Here is a 26,480-nt window from a genome sequence, read left to right on the forward strand (position 1 = left end):
CAAAAAACGAAAGCGTAAAATACTGAACAGAATCTGCTTAAAGCACTGCAGATTACATATTGCTAGTCCAAATATTTAAGTATTTTTTTGCGATATTTATGTAGTCGTGATTTTCTTGGACAAATAACAACGCTTGTTTTTTTTTGCAAATAATTTCATCTGAATTTTCAATTAAATTCATAATTTTATTGTATATGTCTAGATGATCAGGGTTTATGTTTACAATAGGACAGTTTTTAAGTTGTTCTTTTATGCTATTTTCTGCCCCACTAAAAACGATTTTACCCATAGCAAGGCCAAGAAGCGCATTCATGCCATAACTATACGATTTGCACTGGTCTATAAGAAAATCGCAATCTCGAACAAGCGAGACATAATTATTAAAAGAAACTTGATTAATAATTGTTATTTCTATGTTTTTTAATTTAATTTCTTGTATTTTATCTAATGCTTTTTTTATATGAACATGCCCTTTTAAACAGCCTCTACTTAACCCATATAGTATTTTTATCTTCCCATTGTTTTTTTTTGAATCAAATAAAACATTTTGATATTTTTTTGTATTTATTGGCATGGGAATAAAATCTTTAATGCAATTTGATGCATTTTGATATGGCAAAAGGTACGAGATAGAAGTAGGAATTATTTTTTTTGCATATTTGAGGCATTTTTTTTCTTCTAGAATCATTAGCGGATTTTTGCTTTGTTTTATGAATTTTTCAACATCAGAGCAATCCACGGAGTCTATTTCTTCTCTTGAAATCGAAAAAGGACAGTAAGGAAAGTTTTTTCGTTGATATTTAGTAGTAATGGGAGAGCTTCCAGTGGCAAGTATAAAAATATTAGGATTTTTATTAAATAATTTTTTTATAAACAACGGATTCAGATAAGGGCCTACTTGTTTATAAGAGATTAGTTGAATTATATCATAATTGGCGGCTGTTTCTGCAACGCGAAATAAATTAAATTTTGATTCAATTTTACCCAATCTACCCTTAAAATGTGTTTTTGATAAAGCAATATCTGTATGGAAATTTTTCCATCCATCACCAGAAGAAGCAATAGTTACTTCATGACCAAGTTCAAGAAGTCCTTCGCTAAGATTGTTGTGAAGACCGCTATATTCGCCAATAAGTAATATTTTCAATACAATGTCACTCCTGCGTTAAATTTAAAAACAATAAAATAGTTTACTGGAAATTTCATTTAAACAGAAGCATTGATAAAACTAGTCTGAATTTTATTATAACAAAAAAGTTCTGTTTATGGTGGACCCCATTGTCAAGACCATTTGAGGCCCGAAGTTAGTTAAAGTCAGACCGCCATCGGTCCCTCCCGGTCGGCAAAGTGAACCTCCCGCGGTGTCCTGTAGTTCAGTGAGGAGTGAAGCCTTTCACCGTTGTAGAAGTCCATATACTCCCGCAGGCCGCAGCGGAGATCGCGGACCCGCTCATAGTCGTTCAAGTAGAGCCACTCATACTTGAGGGTCCGCCAGAAGCGTTCCACGAAGATGTTGTCGAGGGCCCTGCCACGACCGTCCATGCTGATCCGGATCTCCTTTTCCTTGAGCAGAGACAGAAAGGCCTTACTGGTGAACTGACAGCTCTGGTCGGTGTTGAAGATCTCCGGCGTTCCCTGCCGAAGAGCCCTGTCGAGGGCGACGACGCAGAACTCTGCGTCCAGGGTGTTGGAAAGTTCCCAGGAGAGGACGAAGCGGCTGTGCCAATCGATGACGGCCGCGAGGTACATGAAACCGCCACTCATCGGGAGGTAGGTGACATCGGTGCTCCAGACCTGATTCGGTCTGACGATGACGGCGTTCCGGAGCAGACAGGGATCAATCTCCCGTTCGGGGTGAGGCTTGCCGGTTCCCGGTTTGGGGCCAATCCCTTCGAGCCCCATAAGCCTCATCAGCCGTCCGATCCGTTTGCGGTTCACGTCCTGTCCCTGTCGACGCAGCCAGGCCGTCATCCGGCGGCTCCCGTAAGAGGGGGCGCAGGTGTACCGAACGTCGATGAGCTCCATGATTTCAAGGTTCTCCGCCGTCTCCGTCGCAAAAGAGCTCGCGTAGTGGAAGCTGGACCGGTTCAGATCTAGGGAACCTCTGAAAAAAAGATCCGGCGAGCTCCAACAGTACCTCTTGGTGGCTGAACGCATACGTTGCGTGTCCTTTCAGCCTGTTGTGTCAGGCAAGTTGCCTGTGCGGAGCCATTCCCGACTATTTTTTGTCTTATAGTTGCCTTTTTGCCGGATTTTGAGGCTCCTCGCTATTTAGTGTGGGTAACGTTACAAATCTCAGGTAACCCCCAGTTCAAACCTTCCGGCTACGAGGTAATAAGCCGTGATGGCGTTGCGTACGGTTCTAAAGCCTCTCGCCTTGGCTGCCGCTGCCTTGAAGAGACTGTTCAGACCCTCAAGTATGCCATTGGTGCTCCTGGTTTTGACGTAGTTCAAGATTCCCTCCTTATGCCTTTTGACCGTTTTCGCGAACTTCGTTATCGGAGCGAGGCGACTGTGACTGGCCCACCCGTACTCTCTGTCCAGGAAGTAGCCGGCCCAACGGCTGTTGCGACAGTAGACTTGCTGCAAGGCCAGTTTGATTCGACTCTGCAGGGCAACCTTGCGATTCGCCCTCGATCCGGTCAGGCTGTCGAGCGTCTCCTTCTGAGCTTTCGTCAGGTTCTCCGGGTTACGGAGCCAGATGAAACGCGTTTTCTTCAGACCTCTGTTCTCTATCTGCTCCATGCGACGAACCTCGTCGAGAGCTTCGTTCATGAGTTTGCAGACAAGCAACTTGTCAAAGGTGATCCGGGCCTCGGGGAAGTGCTCCTCGATGCCGGTGATGAAGGCCGGCGACATGTCGATGGTAAAGTCGCTGACCTGATCCGGGCTACCTCCGTGCCCTTCGAGGAAGCTTTCGAAGGCTTGAAGGACGTCCTTGCCTTTGCCTTCCGTCACGAAGACGGCGCCTTTACGCTCGAGATCGACAAAGGCCGAGATGTAGTTGTGGCCCCGTTTTCTGGCCGTTTCATCGACGCCGACGGCGGTGACATGCGAAAGATCCTGCTTCTCGACAGCCTTGTCGACGTAAGGGTGAGCGATGCGCCAGATCCGTGTGTCCCACTCGTCGAGAATCCGGGCCGCCGAGGCCACGGGCATAAAACGGATCAAGGACATGGCGAAGGCCTCAAAAAGCAGGGTAAAGCCGCTACCCTCCCGAGCCAGGGCACCTTGGCCGTATGGATCCCATGGGAAGGGCAGTCGACACGGGGAAGGCGGGCGTGGAGATAGGCCTTGTACTGGAAGAGATTCATGTGTCTCCAGCTTTTCATCGTCGAATCGTGGACCTTGCAGCCGCTGGTACCACAGAGGGGACAGGAGAAGGTCCCGCCCTTCCTGAAGTCGAGATAGATATCGATTCTGTGTTTTCGTCAATCGAAAAGGTACCCATCATGATCCTGTAAAAGGAGCCCACCCCTACTGCCGTCAGGCGTTCAGTTCTTTGGTGCTGCGCTGAGCGAATCGATAGGATTCCCCCTTGAAGACGAAGATGTGAGCGTGATGGGTCAGGCGGTCCAGGAGCGCCTCGGTCAGGGTGGCGTCGCCGAAGACTTCAGGCCAGCGGCTGAACTCCAGGTTCGTGGTGATGCAGACGCTCTTCCGTTCGTACCGATCCGCGAAGAATTGGAAGAGAGGTGCTCCGCCGGGACCCAGTCCCAGGTAGCCCAGTTCGTCGACGATCACCAGGTCGTACCGGTCGTAGCTTTTGAGGAGCTTGGGAAGCCGGTGTTCGTCCTGGGCGAGGAGCAGTTCCTGGGCCAGGGTCAGGGCGGTGGTGAAGCGGACCGAACATCCCGCCGCGACGCAGCACGCCGCGAGGCCGATGGCGATGTGGGTCTTGCCTGTGCCCGAGCTGCCCAGGAGGACCAGGTTTTCCCCCCGTCCGACGAAGCCTCCGTCGGCGAGGGAGAGAAGCTTGTCCTTCGGGAGGGAGGGAAGCCGGAGGAAGTCGTAATCCGAGAGGGACCGGGCGTAGGGGAGTCTGGCCGATTTCAGAAGGTTCCTGAGCCGCTTCTCCCGGCGGGAGGCGCTTTCAGCCTCCAGGCTCTCGCGGAGGTAGTCCCCGGGGGACATGTCGGCGCCGCCATGCCGGTAATAGCTCAGGACGCCGGGAAGCCTGAGGTCCCGGCAGAGGCGTTCGACGGCCATGTCCCGGATCTCCGCGTTCATCAGGCCACCTCTTCTTCGAGCAGAGCGTCGTAGCGTCCCGGATCGGGGGCGGGAAGGGGCAGTTCCGCGAGGGAGTCCGGAACGGCGACAGTGAGACTGGCCGAAGGCGTTTTGTTGAGAAGCAGCTGGCGAACCGTCTCCGCCGTAACCCTCTTCAGGGCCAGGGCCTCTTCGAGGGCTTGCGTCAGGGCCTCGTGGGAATGGTCCCGGTGGAGCTGGAGGATGGCACAGAGTTCCCTGTAACCCGAATGGGCGCACAGGAGCGTCCGGGCCTTCTGCCAGGGCTCCTCCAGATCCCGCACGACCGCCGCATTTCGGACGGCCCCGGGTTTCGCCCGCAGCAGCGGCAGGTAGTGGACAAGTTCCATGGAGGCCTTACCCTTCCCGGAGAGGCGGCGATGATTCGCCAGAACCTTTCCTCGGCTGGAGACACGGACACGGTCCCAGGTGACGGAGAGGTCGACGGCCTCTTTCTCGTGCCCTACCGGGACCGAGTAGACGTTGCCCTCGAACCGGACCAGGGAGGTCCGGCTCACCACCGACACGGTGGTGAGGGCACAGGGATGAGGTATCTCCGGAAGAGGCATAAGCCGTAGGGCTTCTTCTTCGAAAGAGGCTGCGCGCCTCTGCCGTTCCCTCCCGCACCAGTCGGCCAGGACGGAATTGAGATCGTCCAGTGTCGCCAGGTCCGGCACGGGAACCAGGGCGTTCCTCCGCACATAGCCCACCAGGTTCTCCACGGAACCCTTCTCGTTGCCGCTTCGGACGTTGCAGAAAGAACTGTCGAAGAGGTAATGGCCCCGGAGGGCCGAAAAGTGCCGGTTCTCTTCCCGGTTCGGCCCCGGGAGGACCTTGGTCACCGCCGACTTGAGGTTGTCGTAGACGCATTCCCTGGGTACCCCGCCGAAGGACTCGAAGGCACGTCGATGTCCCGCCATGAAGGCCTCCAGCCCGTCGTCGGGAAAGGCGTACACGAAGGGAGCACCGCTGTGGCGAAGGCGCATGCAGAAAAGGTAAATCCTCCGTTCCTCCCCTCCGATGCGGACCAGAGCCTCGCCCCAGTCCACCTGGGCCTGCTCGCCCGGATATGCCGTCAGGGGAACGAACCCCTTCTCCGGGGTGATCTCGCTCTTCAGGTCCGACACGACCTTGCGGATGTTGGACTCGCTCCCACTGAAACCGTGCTCCGCCACCAAACGGTCGTAGACGCGCTTGGCGGTATGGCGCTGTTTCCCGGGGGCGTTTCGATCCTCCCGGAGCCAGGTCCGGATGATCTCCAGGTAGGGACCCGTCACCGGTCTGGGACGGGGAGCTTTCAGCCTGTAAGCGGGATCTCCGAGTCCCTCAGCATTCTGCGGACCGTCTTCCGGCATATTCCCGTCTGCCTGGTGATCTTCCTGATGGACCAGCCTTCCCTGAAGTGCTGTTTGCGGATATATTCTTTGTCGACCATCCCGTGCATCTCCTCTCGTCCTCCCCGCGAAGCGGAATCGCCGTTCCTTTCGCAGGATGATAAGGGAACGGGTACGGGGTGGTCACCTTTTTCAGGATCGATTACCTCTCGGGTGGGACCCTTTTAGGTTAGCGAAAACACTCCTCTTCGTCGATGCGGATGATCTTCGAACTTCCTGCTGCATTCCGAGCGCCTTCTGTGGCATCTGCATGTGCGGTAGCCCTCCCTCGGGATGATGTTTGTGGCCTTGACACCTCAAACACAACCCCTGCGGGGGGGCTACTGCTTATAGAAAATTTAGACCAATGTGCGAAAATATCGTACGTTATCACGACAAACAGAATCATTCATTATTTCTGTATGTTTCTAATTTCAAAGAACTCAATTTGGCAACTAAGCTTTTAATTACAAACTAAATCATAAAATATCATAGCACTATAACAATAGGTGCATAAAAACAATATACGCACACCTTATAATCTCCAATAGCTATATCCTCGCCTTTCAAGTTCATCCCTATTCCAAATCCCTTTAACATCTATGATTATTCTTTTATTGTCTTTTGATTTAAGAAAAAAAGAATTTATTTCATCATAGTTCATTTTTTTGAAAACATCATGAGCAACCGCAAAAACTAAACAGTTAGCATCTTTTATATCTCCAAATTCAGCTAAATCAACATCATATTCGAGCTTAGCTTCCCTTGCATCAGCCTCTGGATCCACAACCACAGGGACAACGCCATATTCCTTTAAATTTTGAATTATATCCATGACTTTGGAATTTCTAATGTCTGGAGTATTTTCTTTAAACGTTATTCCAAAAATAACAACTTTAGATTGAGTGACAATTTCATTTGCCAAAACAAGCTTTTTAATAATAGTATCTGCTATAAATTTGCCCATTCCATCGTTAATTTTTCTACCCGATAATATAATTTGGCTATGATAACCCAATTTTTCAGCTTGATAAATAAAATAATATGGATCCACACCAATACAATGACCCCCAACAAGCCCTGGGTAGAATTTAAGAGCATTCCATTTTGTGTTCATCGCATCAACGACTTCTTTTGTGTCAATTCCCATACGATCAAACACCATTGCAAGCTCATTCATAAAAGCGATATTAATATCTCTTTGACTATTTTCTGCAACTTTTGCAGCTTCTGCTATTTTTATTGAACCAGCCCTATGGATTCCAGCTTCAATTATCAGTTTATATACTTTTTCAATTTCGTCTAGACTTTCAGTATCCATTCCGGAGACAATTTTGACTATTTTTTCAAGTTTATTTATTTTATCGCCAGGATTAATTCTTTCAGGGGAATATCCAACCTTAAAATCAAAGCCACTTTTCAACTGAGATTCTTTTTCTAATATTGGCATACATATATCTTCAGTAACCCCTGGATATACTGTGGATTCATACACCACAATAGATCCTTTTGTTAGATTTCGCCCTACAATGGAACTCGCTTTTTCGACTGGCGACAAGTCCGGCGTTTTATCAGAATTGATTGGAGTAGGAACTGCTACGATGTGAAATTTAGCATTTTTAAGATCTAATTCATTACAAGTAAATTTAACTTTAGTTTTTTTGATTTCATCGTTGCCTATTTCATTTGTAGGATCAATACCTGCCTTATATAAATCTATTTTATTTTTATTTAAATCAAAACCTATTACTTTTGTTTTTTTTGCAAATGCAACTGCTAACGGCATACCAACATAGCCCAGACCTATAACCGAAATAAATTCTTCTTTTTTAATTATTTTTTCATAAAGACTCATTGTATTCTCTCCCTTTTGCTGTTTAAGTAAACATTTTTTGCTTGAACCAACAAAGACTCAAACTGTTTAGCCAACATGTTTCGATCAAAAAGCTCACGAGCAACCTTTTTAGAGGCCATACTTGCTGCTAATAACTGATTTTCGTTATTTATAAAATAGAACAAAATCTTTGCTGCTCCGAATGTGTCGTTGGGGTCCAATTGACAGCCATTACGATATTTATCGATAATATCCGCCTGCCATCCACCGTAATTAATTGCTATTGGCTTTCCTGCAGCAAGAGTATCAAAAAATTTGTTAGCTGAATTAATTTCTAGTTCTTTTACTTGATCGACGAAGGAAGTTGCCACAGATGCCGCAGACATCCATTTAGGAACCTCATTTTTAGGAATAGGATCCATCATGTAAAAATTATCATTAAAAACTCCAGAGTTAATTGCTTTATCTTTAATATATTTTTTTTCTTGTCCATCGCCAATAACAAGAAAAGCTATCTTTGGATCGAGCTTTGCCATTTCTACGGCGACATCGACCAGATAGCTCACGTTATTGACCTTCCCCAGCGTTCCAATGTACACAACTAACTTACGGTCTCCCAACCAAGGTGTTTTTCGTCTTAACTCCTCTCCAACGGACGAAAGGACATCAAAAAACTCGACATCACTGCCATTGGGGATAACAGCAACATGTTCTGCAGGATATCCTGTCTTTACGATGCCATCCTTCATTCCTGGAGAAAGGGCAACAATCTTGCTGGAATTCTTATAGGCAAAACGCTCTAAAGCCCGAGCTGTCTTGATAGTGACAGGGTTGCGCAAAGCGCCAAGTGCTATGGGCACCTCAGGCCACAAATCACGAACCTCGAAGACCATGGGAATGCCCAGTCTTTTCGAGGCATAAACTCCGGGAATGGCGATGGTGAGCGGCGTGCTGGTGGCGAAGACGATATCCCCGCCTATGGCGACAGCCCTTCTCGCCGCCCGCCAGGAAAAGGCGAAAAAGGCTTTGATCCGTTCGTTGTAAGGCATGGCATTGCCGTAAGGAACAGGTGTCCAGTGAACGTGAATGCCGGCCTCTTCCGTTTCGTGCCAAATCTTATCTTTCGGGAAACGTCCGTCACGATCGGTGGTGATCATATGGACCTCGTGCCCCCAGGCGACGAGACGACGGCCCATTTCGTAGCTGCGCGTTCCGCCGGCCATGGCGGGCGTGTTGAAATACTGATGAAGGTAGAGAATCTTCATTCCTCAGATGCCCTTGAAACCGGACCGGATGATCTGAACGATCCTTTCCTGTTCCGGCTCGCTCAGGCTCGAACCGGAGGGCAGACAGAGCCCCCGATCGAAGAGGCTCGCCGAAACGGCAGAATCCCCTTCATGATCGTGGGAATAGAAGGGATAAGCCTCGAAGACGGGCTGAAGGTGCATGGGCTTCCAGAGAGGACGGCTTTCGATGTTTTCTTTCTCCAGGGCTCCCATCAGGTCCAGAGGAGAGACGCCCGCCCTGGACTGATCGACGAGGGCCACCGTAAGCCAGCGGTTGTGGCGCCCGAAAGAGGCCTCGGGCATGAAGGAGATGCCGGGGAGCTCCCCCAGCTCCCGCACGTAGCGGTCGAAGACGGCCCGGCGGGCGGCGACGCGATCTTCAATGACGCCCAGCTGAGCTCGGCCCACCGCGGCCAGGAGATTGCTCATGCGGTAGTTGTAGCCGATCTCGCTGTGCTGGTACCAGGGGGCCTTGTCCCTGGCCTGGGTGGCCCAGAAACGGGCCTTGGCAAGCCCCTCGACGTCGTCGGAGAGAAGCATTCCGCCTCCCGAGGTGGTGATGATCTTGTTGCCGTTGAACGACAGGACGTTCCATCTGCCCAGAGCGCCGCATTTTTTACCCCTGTACGTCGCCCCAAGGGCCTCGGCGGCATCCTCGACGAGGGGAACGCCGTAACGGTCGCAAAGGGCTTCGATGGGGCCGTAGTCGGCGCTCTGGCCGTAGAGATCGGCGGCGACGACCGCCTTGGGAAGGCGACCTTCCCTTTCGGCATCGGCAAAAGCCCTTTCCAGGGCCAGAGGTGAAAGGTTCCAGCTCTCCGGTTCGGCGTCGATGAAGACGGGTTCGGCCCCCTCATAGAAAACCGGATTGACCGTGGCGGCAAAGGTGAGATCGGAGCAGAAGACCCTGTCGCCACGTTCCACCCCGGCCAGTTTGAGAGCCAGATGAAGCGCCGCCGTTCCCGACGAGAGCGCCAACGCCCCGGAGACGCCGACGTAATCGGCCATCTCGCGCTCGAAGGCATCCACGTGGGGCCCCAGGGGAGCGATCCAGTTGGAATCGAAGGCTTCCTTGATGTAGTCCATCTCTCGGCCCGTCATGTGGGGTGGGGAAAGGTAAATGCGTTTGTTCGTCACTGGGAGTCACCTCAATCAGTCGAGAAGGTCATAGTCGTTTGTCAAGCCGGACAATCGCCTGCTGACAGGAAATCGCGAGCTGTTCTCTCTCGTCGAAAAGCATCGCGTCGCACCCGCGCCGGAACGCCGACGGCCGTGACGGCCTCGGGAAGGTCGGTGACAACGGCGGCCCCGGCACCGACGAGGGTTTGAGATCCGATGGATCGGCCGGGGATAACCGATGTCCCCGTGCCCAGAAGACAGCCCTCCCCCACCTGGACTTCACCGGCAAGGTGAACGCCGGGACAGAGATGGGCGAAATCACCGATGCGACAATCGTGATCGACAGTGGCCCCCGTATTGACGATGACATGGGCCCCGATACGCGCCTCTGCCTGAACGATAGCTCCCGCGAACACGACCGATCCCGGGCCTATCTCGGCAGAAGGGTCAACGAAAGCACGAGGGTGAACGGCCGAAAACCAGCGAACCAGGGGAAACTGACAGACGATTTTTTTGCGTATCGCGTTGTTTCCGATAGCGATGAGGGCCAAAGGAGAGTCCAAACCGGCAAGACGCCCCAGAGGACCGTCCACGGGCATGCCGAGGAGAGAGGTTCCCCAAAGAGAGTCATCATCGTCGAGAATGCCCGCGACGGGACGATCAAGAAGACGCAAAAGGGAAAGAACGACCTTGCCATGGCCGCCGCCGCCAAGGACCCAGAGGGGTTCTCTGTCAAATGTCACGATTTTCCCGCCCCCCGAAATTCTTCCATCGTCGCATGCTTTTCCGAGGAAATGCCTTCTCGTCGGACCACCTTAGCGACGGTCAGAGCCAGGATTTTGACGTCGAGGCAGAAGGAGCCGTTATCGACATACCAGACGTCGAGGTCGAATTTTTCCTCCCAACCGAGGGTATTGCGCCCGTTGACCTGGGCCCAGCCGGTAATACCGGGTTTGACCTCATGACGACGCATCTGGTGGGCAGTATAGCGATCGAGGTACGCCATAAGCAAAGGACGAGGACCGACGAGGCTCATGTCCCCGCTGAAGACGTTGATCAGTTCGGGCAGCTCGTCGATGCTCGTCGAGCGCAAGAATCGCCCGAAGGGGGTGAGACGTTTTTCATCAGGGAGCAGTTTCCCCTCTGCGTCGCGCTCATTTGTCATCGTGCGAAATTTATACATAAAAAAAGGGCGCCCTCCCAGGCCGGGGCGCTGCTGGCGAAAGAGAACGGGGCTGCCGAGGTATCGACGGACCAACAAGGCGACGACGGCGAGAAGAGGGCTCAAGAGCAGGAGCCCCAGGCCGGAGGCGACGACGTCGAAAGCCCGCTTGGCCCCTTTCTCCAGGGGTGAAGCGTTTTTCCACCCGGCCACGTCAGACGGACCTGCTATCGGAAGGAATAAAGATGGCGAGGACGGTTGTTGTCGCTTGTGCCACGTTCAATCACCTCGTCGGAGAGTTGGGTTCGGCGGTCTCGGCAGTGGAGTCAGGGAATATCGTATAAGAGTCCCCAAAAGCAAAACCTTGTGCGGCCAGGATGGCCGCACTCCCAGGAAGGGCAAGACCCCGTAAAACCGGAACAGCTTCAGCCCCAAAAAGGGCAAGGCCTTTCCGGGGACGAAAAGGGGCCCGGAGCGGTCGCCTGCGGCGCGCCGGTCCGGACCCTATTATAGTTCAATTTTATTCTAGGCGGTAGGAGAAGGGGTGAAATCGTTGACGGATCGAAGGCTTTGCCTTATGCGCCCCAGCCTGGCGCTGACGGCCCGTCTTTGGATCGGGCAAACGCCCTCGATCATCGCGTTCAGCTCGGCGCATGGCTCCCCATCAGTCCTACCAGGGCAGCCCTTCCGGTCGTCATGACGGGAGTCTTTCTGTCATGAGCCATCGCCATGTGAGGTGGAGAAGGGTCGCTGCGGTTGCTCGTCACCTTGAGCCACCTCGATCGCAGAAAGGCCTTGGCCGTTTGTCGAACCAGACAATCGCCGGATAGGAAATTGAGAAAGGTAATGATTCCACGCCGCGATATTGAAGACAGCGCAGCGGGCAACGATGGATCTCCGCCAACGGCCTGTCTTGGGACCATAGAGAGGAAGCATCCGTTTCAGGTCGTCGGTGCAGGAAAGCAAGGCAGGTGCCGTCAGACTTTCTATGGCGACGAGGACATAATAATAGATAGGTTTTTCCGGTTGTGCCAAGGCCCAGTGATATAGAAACGAATCACGATATTTTTGTTTTAGCGCCTCGCAAAGAGATCGACTGAAAAATTCCTGATAAAATTTTTTAATATTCCCATAACGAGCTTGCGGGTTTTCTGGATCCTTAAATTCAATAAAGAGATAGCTATCATTATCATCAACTATAAAATCCACTGCTTTCATGCAATGAGAGAGACCATGGTCTTCCCCGTCGAATCTATAAACTTTCAATCCTGAGGGGAAAGATATCTGAAGATCACCCTCGGAAAAAGTGATCAAAGCTCCGAACCTCCCAGGGTCCTCTGCACTTCACGGTCGTAGATGTCAGCGTAGGCTTGGGCGATGGAGTTGGGGTGAATGGCGAGATAACGATCCGCGTTCCGGCACCGGATCATGCCGCCCGAATCCGGATCGCGATAGAGCGAATGGTAAAGGACCTCACTGGTTTCGGTTTTCCTGAGGTCGAGCTCTTTGAGTATGGCATAACTATGTGTCGCCATGAAGACCTGCGTGCCCAGCTGCTGCAAGTCGAGGATGATCTGCATAAGCACGCCGTAAAGGGAGGGGTTGAGGTTAGCCTCCGGCTCATCCCAGAAAAGGACGGAACCTTCCATCAGCGTACCGTTTTGGATAAGCGTCCAAAGAAGCCCCAGCTTACGGATACCTTCAGCAAGGAGGGTAAATTCAAGGTTGCCCTGTACGTTCTTGAGGAAAAATTCCTCGTTGGCGGTGACGACCTTTCCGTCGATGACCTTACCCAGTTTCGCCAGAAGGGCTTTACGAGCCCTGTCGGCCGGACCACGAAGAGAGGGACGGTAGGCCCTGTCCAGGATATCGGCATAGATTTCTTCAAAGTGAATTTCTCGTTGACTATAAAGGGAACGAAAACCCGGTCCGTTGGAAAGCATTTCCTTGACGGGAATATACACGCTCTCCACGGGGACGGCCATCCACTCCGCCTCTCCCGTCACTTGGGCCGATTCCGGTTTCCGGGTGTGGTTTGAAAAGGCAAGGCATATTTTGAGGTCCTGACGATAAACCTCGCAAAAAGCGGAGGCACTGTACGGTTGCCGTTTCAGGAGACGACCGATGGCCCGATCGGAAGGGAGAAAAACCCGATTCAGTTTTTCGGCAAAGCTGATCTTGCTTTTGGTTATATCGCAGGCAGCATAGGCCAGCTTCATTAGATGCGTCTTGCCGGTTCCGTTGGCCCCGACAAAAACATTGATCCCGGGAGAGAGATTCAGACTCAATTCATCGAAAGCGGTAAACCTCTCGCAGTAGAGCTTCGTCAATTTCACGGGAAATCACCGCCCTCTCTTGCACGTCACCGATCAAGGCAAAACCTTATGCGGCCAGGATGGCCACACTCCCAGGAAGAACAAGACCCTATAAAACCGAAACAGCCCCAAAAAGGGCAAGGCCTTTCCGGGGACGAAAAGGGGCCCGGAGCGGTCGCCTGCGGCGTGCCGGTCCGGACCCTATTATAGTTCAATTTTATTCTAGGCGGTAGACGAAGGGCTGAAATCGTCGACGGGCCGAAGGCTTTGCTCCGCAAAAGCCAAAGCCTCTCTCATGGCCCCCGCTATCCGCCTGAGCAGTTTTTCTGCCTCCTCCCAGTGTCCTCTGCACTTCACGGTCGTAGATGTCAGCGTAGGCTTGGGCGATGGAGTTGGGGTGAATGGCGAGATAACGATCCGCGTTCCGGCACCGGATCATGCCGCCCGAATCCGGATCGCGATAGAGCGAATGGTAAAGGACGGAACCCTCCATCAGCGTGCCGTTCTGGATGAGTGTCCAGAGAAGTCCCAGCTTGCGAATGCCTTCGGCAAGAAGGGTAAATTCAAGGTTGCCCTGCACGTTCTTGAGGAAAAACTCCTCGTTGGCGGTGACGACTTTTCCGTCGATGGCCTTCCTCAACTTGGCCAGCAGGGCCTTGCGAGCCTTGCCCGTCGGTCCACGAAGAAGGGGTCGATAGGCCCTGTCAAGGATGTCGGCATAGATCTCTTCGAAATGGATTTCTCTACTGACTGTAGAGGGATCGAAAACCGGGACCATTGGAGAGCATTTCCTTGACGGGAATGTAAACACTCTCCACGGGCAAGACCATCCATTCTCCCTGCCCTGTGACCTCAGCCGATTCAGGCTTGCGGGTATGACTCGAAAAAGCAAGGCCGATTCGGAGCTTCTCGCGGAAGACTTCGCAGACAGCAGAGGCACTGCTCCTCTGGCGCTTCACGAGACGGCCGATACTTCGATCGGAAGGGAGGAAAACTCGGCTCAGTTTTTTCGGCGAAAGAGACCTTGCTTTTGGTGATATCACAAGCCGCATAGCCCAGCTTCATCAGGTGCGTTTTACCGGTTCCGTTGGTCCCGACAAAAACATCAATCCCCGGAGAAAGATCGAGGCTCAGGTCATCGAAAGCGGTGAATTTGTTGCAGCAGATTTTCGTCAGTTTCACAGAGAATCACCGTCCTCTCTCGAATGCCGAAAACTCTTTCAACTCCTCCGGGATACCCTTAAAGGGCCGCTATTGCCGAGAGCAAGCACTTTCCGTCCAACCCTTCCTGCACAAGGTCTCCGCGGCAAGCCCAATCTGGCGGGGCGAGAACTGACGTTTGCGATCACTCCAGTCATAGATCCGTCTGATGAGGACATCGGAATGAGCGGCATTGCCTGGTCGTTCTTTGAGAACCCAATGCACCGTGGACAGAAGTTCCAGCCCGAAGGGGGACTCGAAGCCCTCGACCAGATCGGCGACTTTTTCGAAACGGGCACGGGTCTGAGGGTGTTTCTCCAGAAGGGCAGCGGCTTCTTCCTCAGCCCCCGGCATCAGCCGGAGCTGTTTTGTCGGCCCATCGCCTCCATCGGCATAGCCGGAGACAAAATGTCCTTCGATGACATTCAGGACATGACGAAGGTTTTTCGCATAGGGACCATAGGAAGCCTTGCAGTAGGTCAGCCTCAGCGGTTCACCGGCCTCCTGCATGAAGTAGAGCAGTTTATGGACCTCAAGAAGGGTTATGACGGGGTCAAGGAACCCCTCAAGGTAACGCCTCATCAACCCTACGAGAGCAGCCCGACCAGCAGTCATGGCCGGTTTTTCACAGCTATGAACCATGGCTTCCGCCTCTGGGGCTCCCTCTGGTTCGTAAAGCCTGATGTCAACTCCCGACAATAGGGATCGCACTGCCGCCTCGATCCGGGGCCGAACCTCGGACCAGTCAAGCCCTCCCAGTCCACAGCCCAGGGGGGGAATGGCAACGGAACGGATGCCCCTATCTTCAATTGTCCTCACCAGATCAGCAAGACCCGCCTCAATATCGTCAAGCCGGCTTTTATTGCGCCAATGGCGTTTAGTGGGAAAATTGATGATGAAGCGGGGATTGCACAGCCGCCCCGTCTGGAAAACAAAGACACGCCCCGGACACAATTTTCTTTTTTTGCAGGCCTCGACATAAGCCTCAAAATTATCCGGGAAGGCTTTTTTAAACTGAAGAGCAATGCCCCGACCCATGACACCCTCACAATTCACGGTATTGACAAGGGCTTCGACGTCTTCTTTGAGAATATCCCCACGCTTATATTCGATCATCTCCACCCCTCCTCTCAGTAATACCAGTCCGATTTTATTTCAACGCGGGGGGAAGGCTGATAGCCAGACAAGTTACGAAGCACACGCTGATAAACCGCTGACGAGAGGACTCCCACCCGTTCTATCAACGGCCAGGGAAAGCTGCTTTCCATCAGGAATTCCGCCTGCTTTTTCTCTTTACACGATGACCAGAATTCCGCGCCAACGGCATCCCAATCGATCTCGCTGAGGCGGGAAAGGTCGGAATAGTCCTCGAAATATCTGGAACCTGCATTGGACAGGGTAAAGGCCCAGCGTCTGTCGTTATTCTTAGCCCAGGCCACAGAGGCACGAAGATCGGCCTCCAGATGGAGGATCTCATGCTGTCCTCCATGATAGGACAATTCCGGATGATTGCCACGATGAATCATATAGAGCATGACAGATCGGGGACAGAAATAGAAGGGGACACAACCGCCCACATGAAGGTCGGGGTGAGAGCTCAATGTAAGCTCATCAAGCCGACGTTGTTTGATTTTGCTCAATCCGATGGTCGTCCCCTGTCGGTTACCCCGGGCAATCTCGGCATCACACCACAGGCAGCCATCCTGAAGGATCGACGGCAAGCGATCGACATGGACGATGTGGTATATCTTCGGCCACTCAGGAGGAACCATTTTCTGCACCTCATTTGATGTCGACGGCAGAAAGCTTCAAAACAGCAACGGGCTCAAAGCGATGGGAAGAAAACCCTAAGGGGCCTTCGGCCCTTTTGCGCATCGAGACGCCCGCGATCCGAAACCGGTCAGGGATGCAGAATCCGCGCCGGAACGCCGACGGCCGTGACGGCCTCGGGCAAGTCGGTGACAACGGCGGCTCCGGCACCGACGACGGTTTGGGATCCGATGGATCGGCCGGGGATAACCGATGTCCCCATGCCCAGAAGACAGCCTTCTCCCACCTGGACTTCGCCGGCAAGATGAACGCCGGGACAGAGATGGGCGAAATCGCCGATGCGACAATCGTGATCGATGGTGGCCCCCGTATTGACGATGACCTGGGCCCAGCCGGTAATACCGGGTTTGACCTCATGACGGCGCATCTGATGGGCCGTATAGCGATCGAGGTACGCCATAAGCAAAGGACGAGGACCGACGAGGCTCATGTCCCCGCTGAAGACGTTGATCAGTTCGGGCAGCTCGTCGATGCTCGTCGAGCGCAAGAATCGTCCGAAGGGGGTGAGACGCTTTTCATCGGGGAGCAGTTTTCCCTCTGCGTCGCGTTCATTTGTCATTGTGCGGAATTTATACATAAAAAAAGGGCGCCCTTCCAGGCCGGGGCGCTGCTGACGAAAGAGGACGGGGCTGCCAAGGTATCGACGGACCAACAGAGCGACGACGGCGAGAAGGGGGCTCAACAGCAGGAGCCCCAGGCCGGAGGCGACGACGTCAAAAACCCGCTTGGCCCCTTTCTCCAGGGGCGAAGCGTTTTTCCACCCGGCCATGTCAGAAGGACCTGCTATCGGAAGGGATAAAGATGGCGAGGACGGTTGCTGTCGCTTGTGTCACGTTCGGTCACCTCGTCGGAGAGTTGGGTTCGGCGATCTCGGCAGTGGAGTCAGGGAATATCGTATAGTCCCCAAAGGCAAAACCTTGTGCGGCCAGGATGGCCACACTCCCAGGAAGGGCAAGGCCCCGTAAAACCGGAACAGCTTCAGCCGCAGAAAGGGCAAGGTCTTTCCGGGGACGAAAAGGGGCCCAAAGCGGTCGCCTGCGGCGTGCCGATCTGGACCCTATTATAGTTCAATTTTATTCTAGGCGGTAGACGAAGGGCTGAAATCGTTGACGGATCGAAGGCTTTGCCTTATGCGCCCCAGCCTGGCGCTGACGGCCTGTTGGCTCAGCCCCATCCGGCACCCCGCCTCTTTCTGGCTGAGGCCGCCGATCAGGAGGGACAGAAGACATTCGTCTTCGGGCTTGAAACCCCATGTTACCAGATTGAAGTCCGGTTCGGCGGCGAGGATCTCCTCGAAATCCTCCAGAGGGGTCTCGACGGTTTTTCGTCCCCTTCTCCACCCCTTCGCGGCGCTGTCGCGCAGGGCTCGCCGAAGGGCCTTGGCCAGGAAGGCCGGAAGGGTTTTCTCGTCGCGGCAGCGGGGAAGAAGGCGGAGCAGGGCGAGATAGCCTTCCTGGACGAGGTCGTCGAATTCGGCTCCCGGCCCCGCATAGCGCCACGCCAGGGAGCGGACCAGAGGAGTGTAGCGGGCCAGGGTTTTTTCGGCTTCCGGCTTCTTCTTCATAGGGCCAGGTGGATGAAGTTGCGCCTCGGGTAGGGAAGGATCTTTCCGAAGCCGACGGTTTGAGCCAGGGCGATGACTTTGGGTTGCCAGACGGCGGCGACGGCGATATCGGCGGCCCTGCCTCTGGTGTGGTCGCTTCCCTCGACGCCGCCCACTTCGGCGTTGTGATCGAAGCAGCGGTAGCCGGAGGTGATGATGACGGGTTCGCCCCAGCCGTCGCGGAGCTGTTGGAGTTTCTGAAGCAGTTCCGGCTGGATTTTGACGGTTTTGCAGCAGGGGCAGGCGAATTCGGCGAGGCGGAAGGAGGGCGAGAGGGGGATGTCGTTGAGGGGCTTCACCGATTGGCCTCCAGTCGGGCAAGGATGACCTGGAGGTCCTGCAGGGCTCGGGTGAGGGCTTCGAGGCGGCTTTCCATCCGGACGAGGAGGTAGGCGGCGACGGCGACGGCGAAGCCGCCCTGAGCCAGGATCTGGATGAAGCCTTCCATTTGTGTCACCTCCTGTTGTTTTCGTTGACGTTGCGGTTGCGGGAGCGACGAGGCAGGGAACCCTGTGCCCCTTCGGGGCACGTGCGGCCAGGATGGCCACACTCCCAGGAAGGGCAAAACCTTCCGTCCCTGAGACGGTCGTGTTCCCGGGAAGGGCGAAACCTTCGCTTCCGGCGGGATCACGTTGCGGTTGCGGGAGCGGCGAGGCGGGGAACCCTGTGCCCCTTCGGGGCACGTGCGGCCAGGATGGCCACACTCCCAGGAAGGGCAAGACCTTCCGTCCCTGAGACGGTCGTGTTCCCAGGAAGGGCGAAACCTTCGCTTCCGGCGGGATCACGTTGCGGTTGCGGGAGCGGCGAGGCGGGGAACCCTGTGCCCCTTCGGGGCACGTGCGGCCAGGATGGCCACACTCCCAGGAAGGGCAAGACCTTCCGTCCCTGAGACGGTCGTGTTCCCAGGAAGGGCGAAACCTTCGCTTCCGGCGGGATCACGTTGCGGTTGCGGGAGCAGCGAGGCGGGGAACCCTGTGCCCCTTCGGGGCACGTGCGGCCAGGATGGCCACACTCCCAGGAAGGGCAAAACCTTCCGTCCCTGAGACGGTCGTGTTCCCAGGAAGGGCAAGACCTTCCGCTCGTGAGGGGGGGCCGAGGGCGGGAGGTGCCCTCGGCCCCTGATCTTAGCCGGCGATGAGTTCCGTCACGGTGCGGTCGACGAGGTCGGCGCCGAGGACGGCGGCGGGACCGTAGCCGAAGACGGGCGTGGCGACGAGGGCGTCCATGGCGGTCTGGACTTCCTGGGCGGTGAGGTCGCCTCGGACGTTGGCGAGGCTCAGCGTCACCTTTTCGCCCATGGTGTCCTCGAAGTGGAGGCGCAGGGTGGTGGCCATCGGATTTCACCTCCTTTCTCTCGCGGTCTTACGATGACGGGGACGGCGCTACTCCGCCACCAGGTCCGTATCGATCTTCTGGGTACGGACGACGGGGTATGCCAGCAGCGCACCCAGGGCCGAGACGACGGTCGCGATGTCGTCGGCCGAGGCCGAGCCGTCGACGTTGCCGAGGCTCATGGAGCGGTAGAGGGCCTTGCCTTCGCCGTCGGTCCCCACCTGGAGCCTGAGGGAAAGGCGGCTGCTTTCGGGCGTGTAACCGGCCATGGACTTCACCTCCCTTCCTGATGTCGAGCCTGTCTTGCGCTCTCACCCTGTAAAGGGGCACGGGGAGGGGGCCTTCACCATCGGCCGCGACGGAAGTGTCCTCTCTCGCCGGAAGGGCGAAGGCCCGGCTGCGAGCCGGGCCTTCACGGGACAAAGACGCTTCGGAGACCCCCGACGAATCCGCGGATTCGTCGGGAGCGGCTCCGCCGGAGCCGTCGGCGCGGGTCGGAGACACGTTCTTCAACACCGCAGACGCGTCGCGGCCTGCCTGGCAAAGTTTCGCTCCCTCTTTGCCTGTGCCTTCCGTTCCAAGGGCCCCCCACCCGAATCCGCAGACGCGTCGGGAGCGGCTCAGCCGGGGCCGTCGGCACGGGTCGGAGGCGCGTTCTTCAACAGCGGGGATGAACTGCGGCCGGCCTGACAGGGTGGGACGCTTCCGCCCCTTGTTGGCCTGTGGGTTCGGCTTTCAGAGGTCGCCGTCGAAAAGATCGGAAAGAGAGCATCGCAGGGCCCGGCAGAGGGCCGCCAGCGTCTCCAGCCGGGGCAGGGTGCTTCCCTCTTCCCAGCGCTGGACGGTCCGCACCGAGACGCCGGCCTGTCGGGCCAGGTCGTCCCTCGTCCAGCCCCGTCGAAAGCGCAGCTCCCGAAGTTGCCTTTTCATGGATACCGGCCTCCTTTCTCGTTGTCTTCATTATGGAGCACTTAACGAGCAAAGGCAAGCATGCAGACAACAACGGAGCGACATGGCTGTCGCCCCGTTGAGGGGAGGATCTGGAATCGTTCGTTTTCAGCAGTAGGGGGAAAGAGGTTCCCTGGAATCCGCAGGCCTGCCGGGAAAAGGAGAGATGCTCAGCCCGATTCCGCAGGCAAGAACAGAACGGAAACCCCATCGGCCAGGCCGGGAAGAGCCTGGAGGACGGAGACGTCCGCCTCGGCTCCGCGCGCCGGGAGGATGGAGGGGTGCGACCGTCAGGAACCGCCGCCTTCGATGGCCTGGGGAAGGGCCTCTTCCCTCTCCCTGGGGGGGAAGGGGATGGGGCTCTGGGGCCCCTTGAAGGTGGGGACGAAGCGGGCCAGGAGGCGCCGGGCGCCGTCGTCGTCGATGCCCTCCCTGAGGGCGGCGGCGATCTGGGCCCGGAGGGCGTTGCCCTTCTGGAGGTCGAGGCGGGCCAGAAAGATCTTGTCGTGAGCCGTCCGCGAGACCTTGGCCACGTCGTAGAAGAGTTCCTCGAAGAGCTTCTCCCCCGGGCGGATGCCGGAAAAGGCGATCTCGACGTCGCGGTAGGGCTCGCGGCCGTGGAGGCGGATGAGCATTTCGGCCAGTTCGACGATGCGCACGGGCTCGCCCATGTCGAGGACGAAGAGCTCGCCGCCCCGCCCCAGGGCCGAGGCCTGGAGGACGAGGGAGACGGCCTCGGGGATGAGCATGAAATAGCGCCTCATCTCGGGGTCGGTGACGGTGACGGGCCCGCCCCGCTCGATCTGGCGCTCGAACTTGGGGATGACGCTGCCCCGGCTGCCCAGGACGTTGCCGAAGCGGACGGCCATGTAGGCCGTCTCGGGGAAGGATTCCTGCGTCTCCTCCAGCACCATCTCGGCCAGACGTTTCGTGGCACCCATGACGCTCGTGGGGTTGACGGCCTTGTCGGTGGAGATCATGACCATGCGCGTGACGCGGAACTCTCCGGCCAGGCGCGCCACGGTGGCCGTGCCGAAGACGTTGACGCGGAGGGCCTCGGCGGCGTTGCACTCCATGAGGGGGACATGCTTGTGGGCGGCGGCGTGGAAGACGACCTCGGGCCCCCAGGCGGCGAAGATCCGCCCCATGGAGGCCGAATCGGCCACGTCGGCGATGAGGGGGACGACGGGGACGGCCACGCCGCCGTCGCGCAGCTCTTCCAGCAGGGTGTAGATGGAGTGCTCGCCGTGACCCAGAAGGAGAAGCTTCTTGGGGCCGTAGGCGAGGATCTGGCGGCAGATCTCGCTGCCGATGGAGCCGCCGGCGCCCGTGACGAGGACCGTCCGTCCCTCGACGACGGAGCGGATGCGGCCGTTGTCGAGGTGGATGGGCTCGCGGCGGAGGAGGTCCTCCAGGTTCACCTTGCGCAGGGCCGAGACGGAGACGCGGCCGCCGGCCAGGTCCTGCATGGCCGGGATGACGCGGACCTGGAAGTGGCGCGACCGGAGCAGGTCCAGAATCTCCCTGATGCGCGTGCCCGGCAGGGAGGGCATGGCGATGACCACGTCGTCGACGCCGAGGCGTTCGGCCTCGCGGGGAAGGTCGGCGATGGGGCCCAGCACGGGGAGGGTGGCGATGATCTTGCCCTGTTTGCGCCCGTCGTCGTCGAAGAAGGCCACGGGGCGCAGGGCGCTGCCGGAGCGGAGCAGGTCCCGCGCCAGGAGGCTCCCCGCCTCGCCGGCGCCGATGATGAAGGTCTGGCGGACCCGTTCGCCGCAGCGGCTGTTCTCGAGGCGGATGAGACGCCAGAGGAGGCGCGACCCGGCGATGAAGGAAAGCCCCAGGAAAATGGCGACGGCGAAGCTGCTCCGGGGGACGGGAATGCCCGCCAGGGCGACGACGACGATGGCCGCGACGGAGCCGGCGAAGTAGAAGCGGGCCAGGCGGTAGCACTCCTCGATGCTGGCCTGGAGCCAGTAGACGCGGTACTGGCCCGAGAGGACGAGGGCCCCCATGACGAGGGGGACGAAGAGGAAGATCAGGGCCTGGAAGGCGCCCAGGCTCTCGTGAGGAAGGCGGAAGGTGAAGCGCAGGGCCAGGGCCAGATAGGAGGCCAGAAGAAGGGCCACCCCGTCGACGAGGGCGACGGAGCCGCTGCGGGCGCCCAAGGCGCGCCAGAGATGCATCAGCCTCTGGTGAAAACGCATCCTCACATGAAACACCTGCTTTTCTTCGCCCCCGTCGCCCTCAGGCGAGACGGCGTTTTTTGCGGAAGGAAAGGGCTTCTTTCAGGGCGGCGATCTTGGCCGCGCGCTCCGGGTCGGCCTTGGCCGACCGCACGAATTCGAGGACGAAGGCGCCGAAGAGGGAGACGAAGCCGCCCAGGACCGTGGCCAGGACGACCATGAGGGTCCGCTTGGGCTTGACGCGCCTGTCGGGGACGACGGCCTCGTCGACGACCTGGATGACGGTGGGCTCGTTGGCCTCGGCCATGCGGGCCTGCTCGTACTGTTTGAGGAGGAGGCCGTAGAGGGTCTCGTTGAACCTGAGGTCCCGCAGCAGGCGGGCATACTCGAGCCCCGCGTCGGGCAGATCCTTGAGGGGGACGACGCCCATCTCCGACCCGGCCTGGGCCTCGAGACGGGCCAGCTGCTCCCGCAGCCCGGCCAGTTCGGCCCGGAGGCGCTGGACCTGGGGGTTCTGGGCCGTGCCGAAGGTGCGGGCCGAGCCCAGGGCCACCTCCTTGGCGGCCACCTCGGCCCGGAGCTTGGCGATGGCGTCCATGAGGGCCGTCACCTGGGCCCCGGCGTCGAGGATGCCCGAGGCCTTCTGGTACTCCCTTAGGGCGTCTTCGGTGCGGATGAGGTCGAGCTGGGCCTTCTTGAGCTGCTCCTCCAGGAAGAGGCGCTGCTGCGAGGCCTGGGTGATGGAAAGGCCCTGAAGGACCAGGCGCAGCTCGTCGACGAAGGCGTTGGTCATCTCCGCCGCCAGGGCCGGGTCCGTATCCTGGTAGGAGAGGGAGATGATGCCCGTCTTGGCGTCGGCCTGGGCCGAAAGGTTGTCGGAGACGGCCTTCCGGGCCTGGTCGGCGAACTCGGCCTCGTAGCGGGCCATGAGGTCGAAGCGGGCGATGATGCGGTCGGCGACGGTGCGGCTTTTGACGATGCCGACGATGAGGTCGCCCTGGCTGCTCCCCCCAAGGGCACCGGCGGCAAAGTCGGGAACGCCCATCTGGGCCAGAAGGGCCGAAGCCCCGCTGCCGCTGCCTGTCGGAGGCACGAGGCGCGTCGTCCCCTGGTAGACGGGCGTGGAGAGGAGGGCCACGACGATGGCGACGACGGCGAAAAGCGTCGTCGTGAGGAAGATGAATTTTTTGTGGCGGGCCAGGACGAGAAGGAGGTCCAAAAGGTCGATTTCGTCCTCTTCCGCCGCTCTGGGGCAGGTCTGCTCGGTCTCGGTCATCGGTCGGCTCCTTCGGGCGAGGCGATAGGGACTGAAAGGCAAGGATAAACATTTCAGTCCAATTTTAGCATAAGGGGCGAGATGGGTGATTAAATTAGTATCATTCTAATGTATCCTGACTCTTTTTGCGGAAAGTTGAGGGGTTGCGCCGCCCGCGCAGCCGAAAGGCCGCGCCTCCTCGAAAGGTCTTTCGAAGAGGCGCGGCCTTTCGACTTAGTCGAGGACGACCTTGGCGGCGACGGCCACCTTGTAGACGATGTCGATGATGTCACGGAAGTCACGGAGGTTGTTTTTGACATCGATCTTCTCGGGGACGACGATGGCATCGCCCTCTTCGACGACGCGGGGCTTCTTGCCGTCGAGGCCCCGGACGGCCGATCCGTCGGCCTTGACGATATAGACGCGGCGGCGGTCGGCGTTGACGGAGAAGTCGCCGGCCTGGCGGATGTAGGCCGTGTAGGGCTGGCCGGGGCGGTAGACGAAGGCCGTGGGGCTATAGACGGCGCCGACGACGTTGATCGTCTGAGGGCGACGGGGGACAAAAAGCGTGTCTCCCTCGAGAAGTTCCATGTCGTAAGGCGACCCCTTGAGCAAGGCGTAGTTCTCCGGAATGGCGACGACGACGCGGCCGTCGGCGCGGGACTCCTTGAGCTTGGCCAGGAAACGGCTCTTCTGTTCGGCTTCGACCTGAACGAGCTGGGCGTCGCTGCCCGTCATGGCACTGCCTGCTGCTGCGGCGGCTCCTGAATAGAGCCCCTGCTCGAGGCGGCGGATCATCTCGTCGATCTGCTTCTGCTGCCCCGCCCGGACGGATTCGCGGCTGAAGACGGCACCGCCGGGGAAGGCCTCGCCGGTGAAGCCTCCGGCCCGTTCGATGAGGTCCGAGAGGCGTTCGCCCTTCTTGATGGTGTAGGTGCCGGGGCTGCGGACCTGGCCGCCGACGGAGACGGTGGTGTAGAGGTCCCACTCGGGGACGTTGCGGATCTGGATGTAGTCGTTGGGCTTGAGGGACACGTCGTGGTTCCGCTCGCCCCTCAGGGCGGCGGCGAAGTCGACGGCGATGCGCTCCGTCACGGGCCCCTCCTGGGTGACGTGGACGCGGGTGATCTCGCCCTGGGTGGAGGCCGTGTAGAGAAGGCCGCCGGAGCGGTTGAGGACGTCGGACAGGCGGGTGTACCCCTCCTCGATGGCGTAGCTGCCGGGGTTGGCCACGGCGCCGGAGAGGACGACCGTCGATTTCTGGACGAGGACGGCGTAGACCTTGACGAGGTCGCCGTCCTGGAGGGCGATGTTCTTGCGGGGGTCGACGTCGAGATTTTCCAGGTCGGTCTCGAAGGTGGTGCGGTACTGGTTGTTCTCGGTGCGGTCCACCTGGAGGCGTCCCCTGAAGTGACGGCTCGTGAGGCCGCCGGCGACGGCGAGGAGGTCCTTCAGGCGGGCCTGACCCTTGATTTCGTAGTAGGCCGGCACCTTGACGTCGCCCGTGATGCCGACGAGGGCGCCCACGGGGGGGATGAAGATGACGTCGCCCGGCATGAGGCGGACGTCCTTCGTCTTGTCGCCCTTGAGGAGGAGGTCGTAGACGTCGAAGGTGACGACGGTCTTGCCGCCCCGCTTGAGCTCGATGGCGCGCATCGTTCCCGACGGGCTGGGACCGCCCGAGGCGAGCAGGGCGTTGACGAGCGTCGACAGGGACGAGACGGTGTAGGCGCCGGGGCGGCGGGCGTTGCCCGTCACGTAGACGGTGAGGCTCCGGAGTTCGCCCATGGAGACGTTGATGTCGAAGTTGGTGAAGTACTGGCCGTAGGCCCCTTCGATGACATCCCGGGCCTGGGAGAAGGAGAGGCCGCCGACGCCGACGACGCCGGCCTGGGGCAGGGAGAGGTTGCCGTTGCGGTCGACGGTGACGGACCAGTTCCCCTCGACCATCCCCCAGACGTGGATGCGGACCACGTCGCCGGGGCCGATGACGTAGTCGGGACCGACGGGGACGTTGGAGACGGGAGCGAAGGTGCTGGGAGCGCCCCGGAAGAAGCCGTAGCCGAAACGGGAGAGCCTGGCGGTGATGCGGGCCCCCATGGCGCCCGTGATGTGGTCCAGCTCCTCTCCGTCGTAGTCGCCGTCGGGATCGACGGGAGCGAGGGTGTCGATCTCCTCGACGCCCTCGGGCGCCTCGGCTTCGCCTTCGTTTTCGGGAGCGGTTCCGTCTGGAACGGCGACGCCTTCGGGCGCCCCGCTCTGGAGGGTCCCCTCGGCCGACGGCGCCGCGCCTTCGGCCGAGACGGCCGGCCCTCCGCCGACGACGGGAGCGGCCCCCGTGGCCGCCCGGGCGACGGCGGGCGGCACGAAGGCCAGGGCCAAGATAAACGCACAGATAAAGACTTTTTTCGATGATTTGCCGGATTTCATAGACGACTCCCCTTGTCGGACAGACTTTCAGCTCAATCATTCATACCCCTTACGGACGCCCCGCGTCAAGCCTGAAGAGCTTTTTGTTAACCCCCGGCCAGGCCGGGAGGAGGCGCCGGAAAGACGGAGGCGCCTGCCTCGGCCCCGCACCGGCGAGGCGATTCGAAGGGCTCCTGAATCCGTGGATCCGACGGAATTTCTCTTGCAGAGCCTGCGGATTCGGGGAGGGGCGCGTCTTGTTTTTTCGCGACATCCGTCTATCATCGACGGTATATTGGAGAGGACGAAAACCGGAGGGGGCCAGGTCGAAGTCGGTATTTCCTGCAACTGCTTGTTGTTTGGAGGCGCTTCATCTGCTA

Annotated in this window: 28 protein-coding genes; all 28 read right to left on the reverse strand. The window is 57.5% G+C overall.

All coding sequences use genetic code 11. The features are described 5' to 3' along the window. Nucleotides 1-52: 52 nt before the first annotated feature. A complete protein-coding gene (locus KAR29_RS11320; RefSeq protein ID WP_274373093.1) occupies nucleotides 53-1,147 on the reverse strand; it encodes a glycosyltransferase in 1,095 nt (364 codons plus the stop codon). Nucleotides 1,148-1,314: 167 nt separating this feature from the next. Further along, nucleotides 1,315-2,157 (reverse strand): IS3 family transposase, encoded by an 843-nt coding sequence (locus KAR29_RS11325; protein WP_274373094.1) that lies wholly within the window; start codon nucleotides 2,155-2,157, stop codon nucleotides 1,315-1,317. Nucleotides 2,158-2,295: 138 nt separating this feature from the next. Beyond that, nucleotides 2,296-3,225 (reverse strand): ISL3 family transposase, encoded by a 930-nt coding sequence (locus KAR29_RS11330; RefSeq protein ID WP_407649576.1) that lies wholly within the window; start codon nucleotides 3,223-3,225, stop codon nucleotides 2,296-2,298. Continuing rightward, nucleotides 3,168-3,332, reverse strand: coding sequence for a transposase family protein (locus tag KAR29_RS14120; protein ID WP_407649577.1), 165 nt, complete (start codon nucleotides 3,330-3,332; stop codon nucleotides 3,168-3,170). The genes KAR29_RS11330 and KAR29_RS14120 overlap by 58 nt, the downstream gene beginning before the upstream one ends. A gap of 154 nt (nucleotides 3,333-3,486) precedes the next feature. Beyond that, nucleotides 3,487-4,230, reverse strand: a complete 744-nt coding sequence (gene istB, locus KAR29_RS11340; RefSeq protein WP_274373095.1) for an IS21-like element helper ATPase IstB — start codon at nucleotides 4,228-4,230, stop codon at nucleotides 3,487-3,489. Next, nucleotides 4,230-5,525, reverse strand: coding sequence for an IS21 family transposase (gene istA / locus KAR29_RS11345; protein WP_274373096.1), 1,296 nt, complete (start codon nucleotides 5,523-5,525; stop codon nucleotides 4,230-4,232). The genes istB and istA overlap by 1 nt, the downstream gene beginning before the upstream one ends. A gap of 20 nt (nucleotides 5,526-5,545) precedes the next feature. Beyond that, nucleotides 5,546-5,683 carry a helix-turn-helix domain-containing protein gene (locus KAR29_RS11350; RefSeq protein WP_274373097.1) on the reverse strand — a complete coding sequence of 46 codons (138 nt, stop codon included), beginning with the start codon at nucleotides 5,681-5,683 and terminating at the stop codon, nucleotides 5,546-5,548. 473 nt (nucleotides 5,684-6,156) lie between these two features. Then, on the reverse strand, nucleotides 6,157-7,476 hold the full coding sequence (locus tag KAR29_RS11355) for a nucleotide sugar dehydrogenase (RefSeq protein WP_274373098.1): 1,320 nt from the start codon (nucleotides 7,474-7,476) through the stop codon (nucleotides 6,157-6,159). Continuing rightward, the gene (locus KAR29_RS11360; RefSeq protein WP_274373099.1) at nucleotides 7,473-8,720 is read right to left on the reverse strand and encodes a glycosyltransferase family 4 protein; all 1,248 of its coding nucleotides are present in this window, start codon (nucleotides 8,718-8,720) and stop codon (nucleotides 7,473-7,475) included. The genes KAR29_RS11355 and KAR29_RS11360 overlap by 4 nt, the downstream gene beginning before the upstream one ends. A 3-nt stretch (nucleotides 8,721-8,723) precedes the next feature. Beyond that, on the reverse strand, nucleotides 8,724-9,878 hold the full coding sequence (locus KAR29_RS11365) for a DegT/DnrJ/EryC1/StrS family aminotransferase (protein WP_274373100.1): 1,155 nt from the start codon (nucleotides 9,876-9,878) through the stop codon (nucleotides 8,724-8,726). Between the two features lie 41 nt (nucleotides 9,879-9,919). After that, nucleotides 9,920-10,603, reverse strand: a complete 684-nt coding sequence (locus KAR29_RS11370) for an acetyltransferase (RefSeq protein WP_274373101.1) — start codon at nucleotides 10,601-10,603, stop codon at nucleotides 9,920-9,922. Next, nucleotides 10,600-11,235, reverse strand: a complete 636-nt coding sequence (locus KAR29_RS11375; RefSeq protein WP_311135589.1) for a sugar transferase — start codon at nucleotides 11,233-11,235, stop codon at nucleotides 10,600-10,602. Before KAR29_RS11375 ends, KAR29_RS11370 begins: the two co-directional genes overlap by 4 nt. A 501-nt stretch (nucleotides 11,236-11,736) precedes the next feature. Further along, complete coding sequence (locus KAR29_RS11380; protein ID WP_274373102.1) at nucleotides 11,737-12,240, reverse strand: hypothetical protein; 504 nt, start codon at nucleotides 12,238-12,240, stop codon at nucleotides 11,737-11,739. A 92-nt stretch (nucleotides 12,241-12,332) separates the two neighbouring features. Beyond that, entirely contained in the window at nucleotides 12,333-13,358 is a 1,026-nt protein-coding gene (locus KAR29_RS11385; protein WP_274373103.1) for an AAA family ATPase, read from the reverse strand. A gap of 196 nt (nucleotides 13,359-13,554) precedes the next feature. Then, on the reverse strand, nucleotides 13,555-14,115 hold the full coding sequence (locus KAR29_RS11390; protein WP_274373104.1) for a hypothetical protein: 561 nt from the start codon (nucleotides 14,113-14,115) through the stop codon (nucleotides 13,555-13,557). A gap of 83 nt (nucleotides 14,116-14,198) precedes the next feature. After that, nucleotides 14,199-14,519: a hypothetical protein gene (locus KAR29_RS11395; RefSeq protein WP_274373105.1), complete on the reverse strand. Its 321-nt coding sequence runs from the start codon at nucleotides 14,517-14,519 to the stop codon at nucleotides 14,199-14,201. Nucleotides 14,520-14,588: 69 nt separating this feature from the next. Continuing rightward, nucleotides 14,589-15,653, reverse strand: a complete 1,065-nt coding sequence (darG, locus tag KAR29_RS11400) for a type II toxin-antitoxin system antitoxin DNA ADP-ribosyl glycohydrolase DarG (protein WP_274373106.1) — start codon at nucleotides 15,651-15,653, stop codon at nucleotides 14,589-14,591. Nucleotides 15,654-15,667: 14 nt separating this feature from the next. Next, nucleotides 15,668-16,309 carry a type II toxin-antitoxin system toxin DNA ADP-ribosyl transferase DarT gene (darT, locus tag KAR29_RS11405; protein ID WP_274374984.1) on the reverse strand — a complete coding sequence of 214 codons (642 nt, stop codon included), beginning with the start codon at nucleotides 16,307-16,309 and terminating at the stop codon, nucleotides 15,668-15,670. 128 nt (nucleotides 16,310-16,437) lie between these two features. Then, nucleotides 16,438-17,136 (reverse strand): sugar transferase, encoded by a 699-nt coding sequence (locus tag KAR29_RS11410; protein ID WP_274373107.1) that lies wholly within the window; start codon nucleotides 17,134-17,136, stop codon nucleotides 16,438-16,440. A gap of 309 nt (nucleotides 17,137-17,445) precedes the next feature. Further along, nucleotides 17,446-17,931: a sigma-70 family RNA polymerase sigma factor gene (locus KAR29_RS11415; RefSeq protein WP_274373108.1), complete on the reverse strand. Its 486-nt coding sequence runs from the start codon at nucleotides 17,929-17,931 to the stop codon at nucleotides 17,446-17,448. Continuing rightward, the gene (locus tag KAR29_RS11420) at nucleotides 17,928-18,269 is read right to left on the reverse strand and encodes a YcbK family protein (protein ID WP_274373109.1); all 342 of its coding nucleotides are present in this window, start codon (nucleotides 18,267-18,269) and stop codon (nucleotides 17,928-17,930) included. The genes KAR29_RS11415 and KAR29_RS11420 overlap by 4 nt, the downstream gene beginning before the upstream one ends. After that, on the reverse strand, nucleotides 18,266-18,418 hold the full coding sequence (locus tag KAR29_RS11425; RefSeq protein WP_274373110.1) for a YvrJ family protein: 153 nt from the start codon (nucleotides 18,416-18,418) through the stop codon (nucleotides 18,266-18,268). The genes KAR29_RS11420 and KAR29_RS11425 overlap by 4 nt, the downstream gene beginning before the upstream one ends. 676 nt (nucleotides 18,419-19,094) lie before the next feature. After that, nucleotides 19,095-19,304: a DUF2922 domain-containing protein gene (locus KAR29_RS11430; RefSeq protein WP_274373111.1), complete on the reverse strand. Its 210-nt coding sequence runs from the start codon at nucleotides 19,302-19,304 to the stop codon at nucleotides 19,095-19,097. Between the two features lie 48 nt (nucleotides 19,305-19,352). Then, a complete protein-coding gene (locus KAR29_RS11435) occupies nucleotides 19,353-19,571 on the reverse strand; it encodes a DUF1659 domain-containing protein (RefSeq protein WP_274373112.1) in 219 nt (72 codons plus the stop codon). Nucleotides 19,572-20,037: 466 nt separating this feature from the next. After that, entirely contained in the window at nucleotides 20,038-20,232 is a 195-nt protein-coding gene (locus KAR29_RS11440) for a helix-turn-helix transcriptional regulator (protein ID WP_274373113.1), read from the reverse strand. A gap of 308 nt (nucleotides 20,233-20,540) precedes the next feature. Beyond that, nucleotides 20,541-22,457 (reverse strand): polysaccharide biosynthesis protein, encoded by a 1,917-nt coding sequence (locus KAR29_RS11445; RefSeq protein WP_274374985.1) that lies wholly within the window; start codon nucleotides 22,455-22,457, stop codon nucleotides 20,541-20,543. Between the two features lie 40 nt (nucleotides 22,458-22,497). Next, nucleotides 22,498-23,712 (reverse strand): GumC family protein, encoded by a 1,215-nt coding sequence (locus KAR29_RS11450; protein WP_274373114.1) that lies wholly within the window; start codon nucleotides 23,710-23,712, stop codon nucleotides 22,498-22,500. A 213-nt stretch (nucleotides 23,713-23,925) separates the two neighbouring features. Beyond that, the gene (locus KAR29_RS11455; protein WP_274373115.1) at nucleotides 23,926-26,073 is read right to left on the reverse strand and encodes an SLBB domain-containing protein; all 2,148 of its coding nucleotides are present in this window, start codon (nucleotides 26,071-26,073) and stop codon (nucleotides 23,926-23,928) included. Nucleotides 26,074-26,480 lie beyond the last annotated feature (407 nt).

This window comes from Aminithiophilus ramosus, from assembly GCF_018069705.1.
Taxonomy (GTDB): domain Bacteria; phylum Synergistota; class Synergistia; order Synergistales; family Aminithiophilaceae; genus Aminithiophilus; species Aminithiophilus ramosus.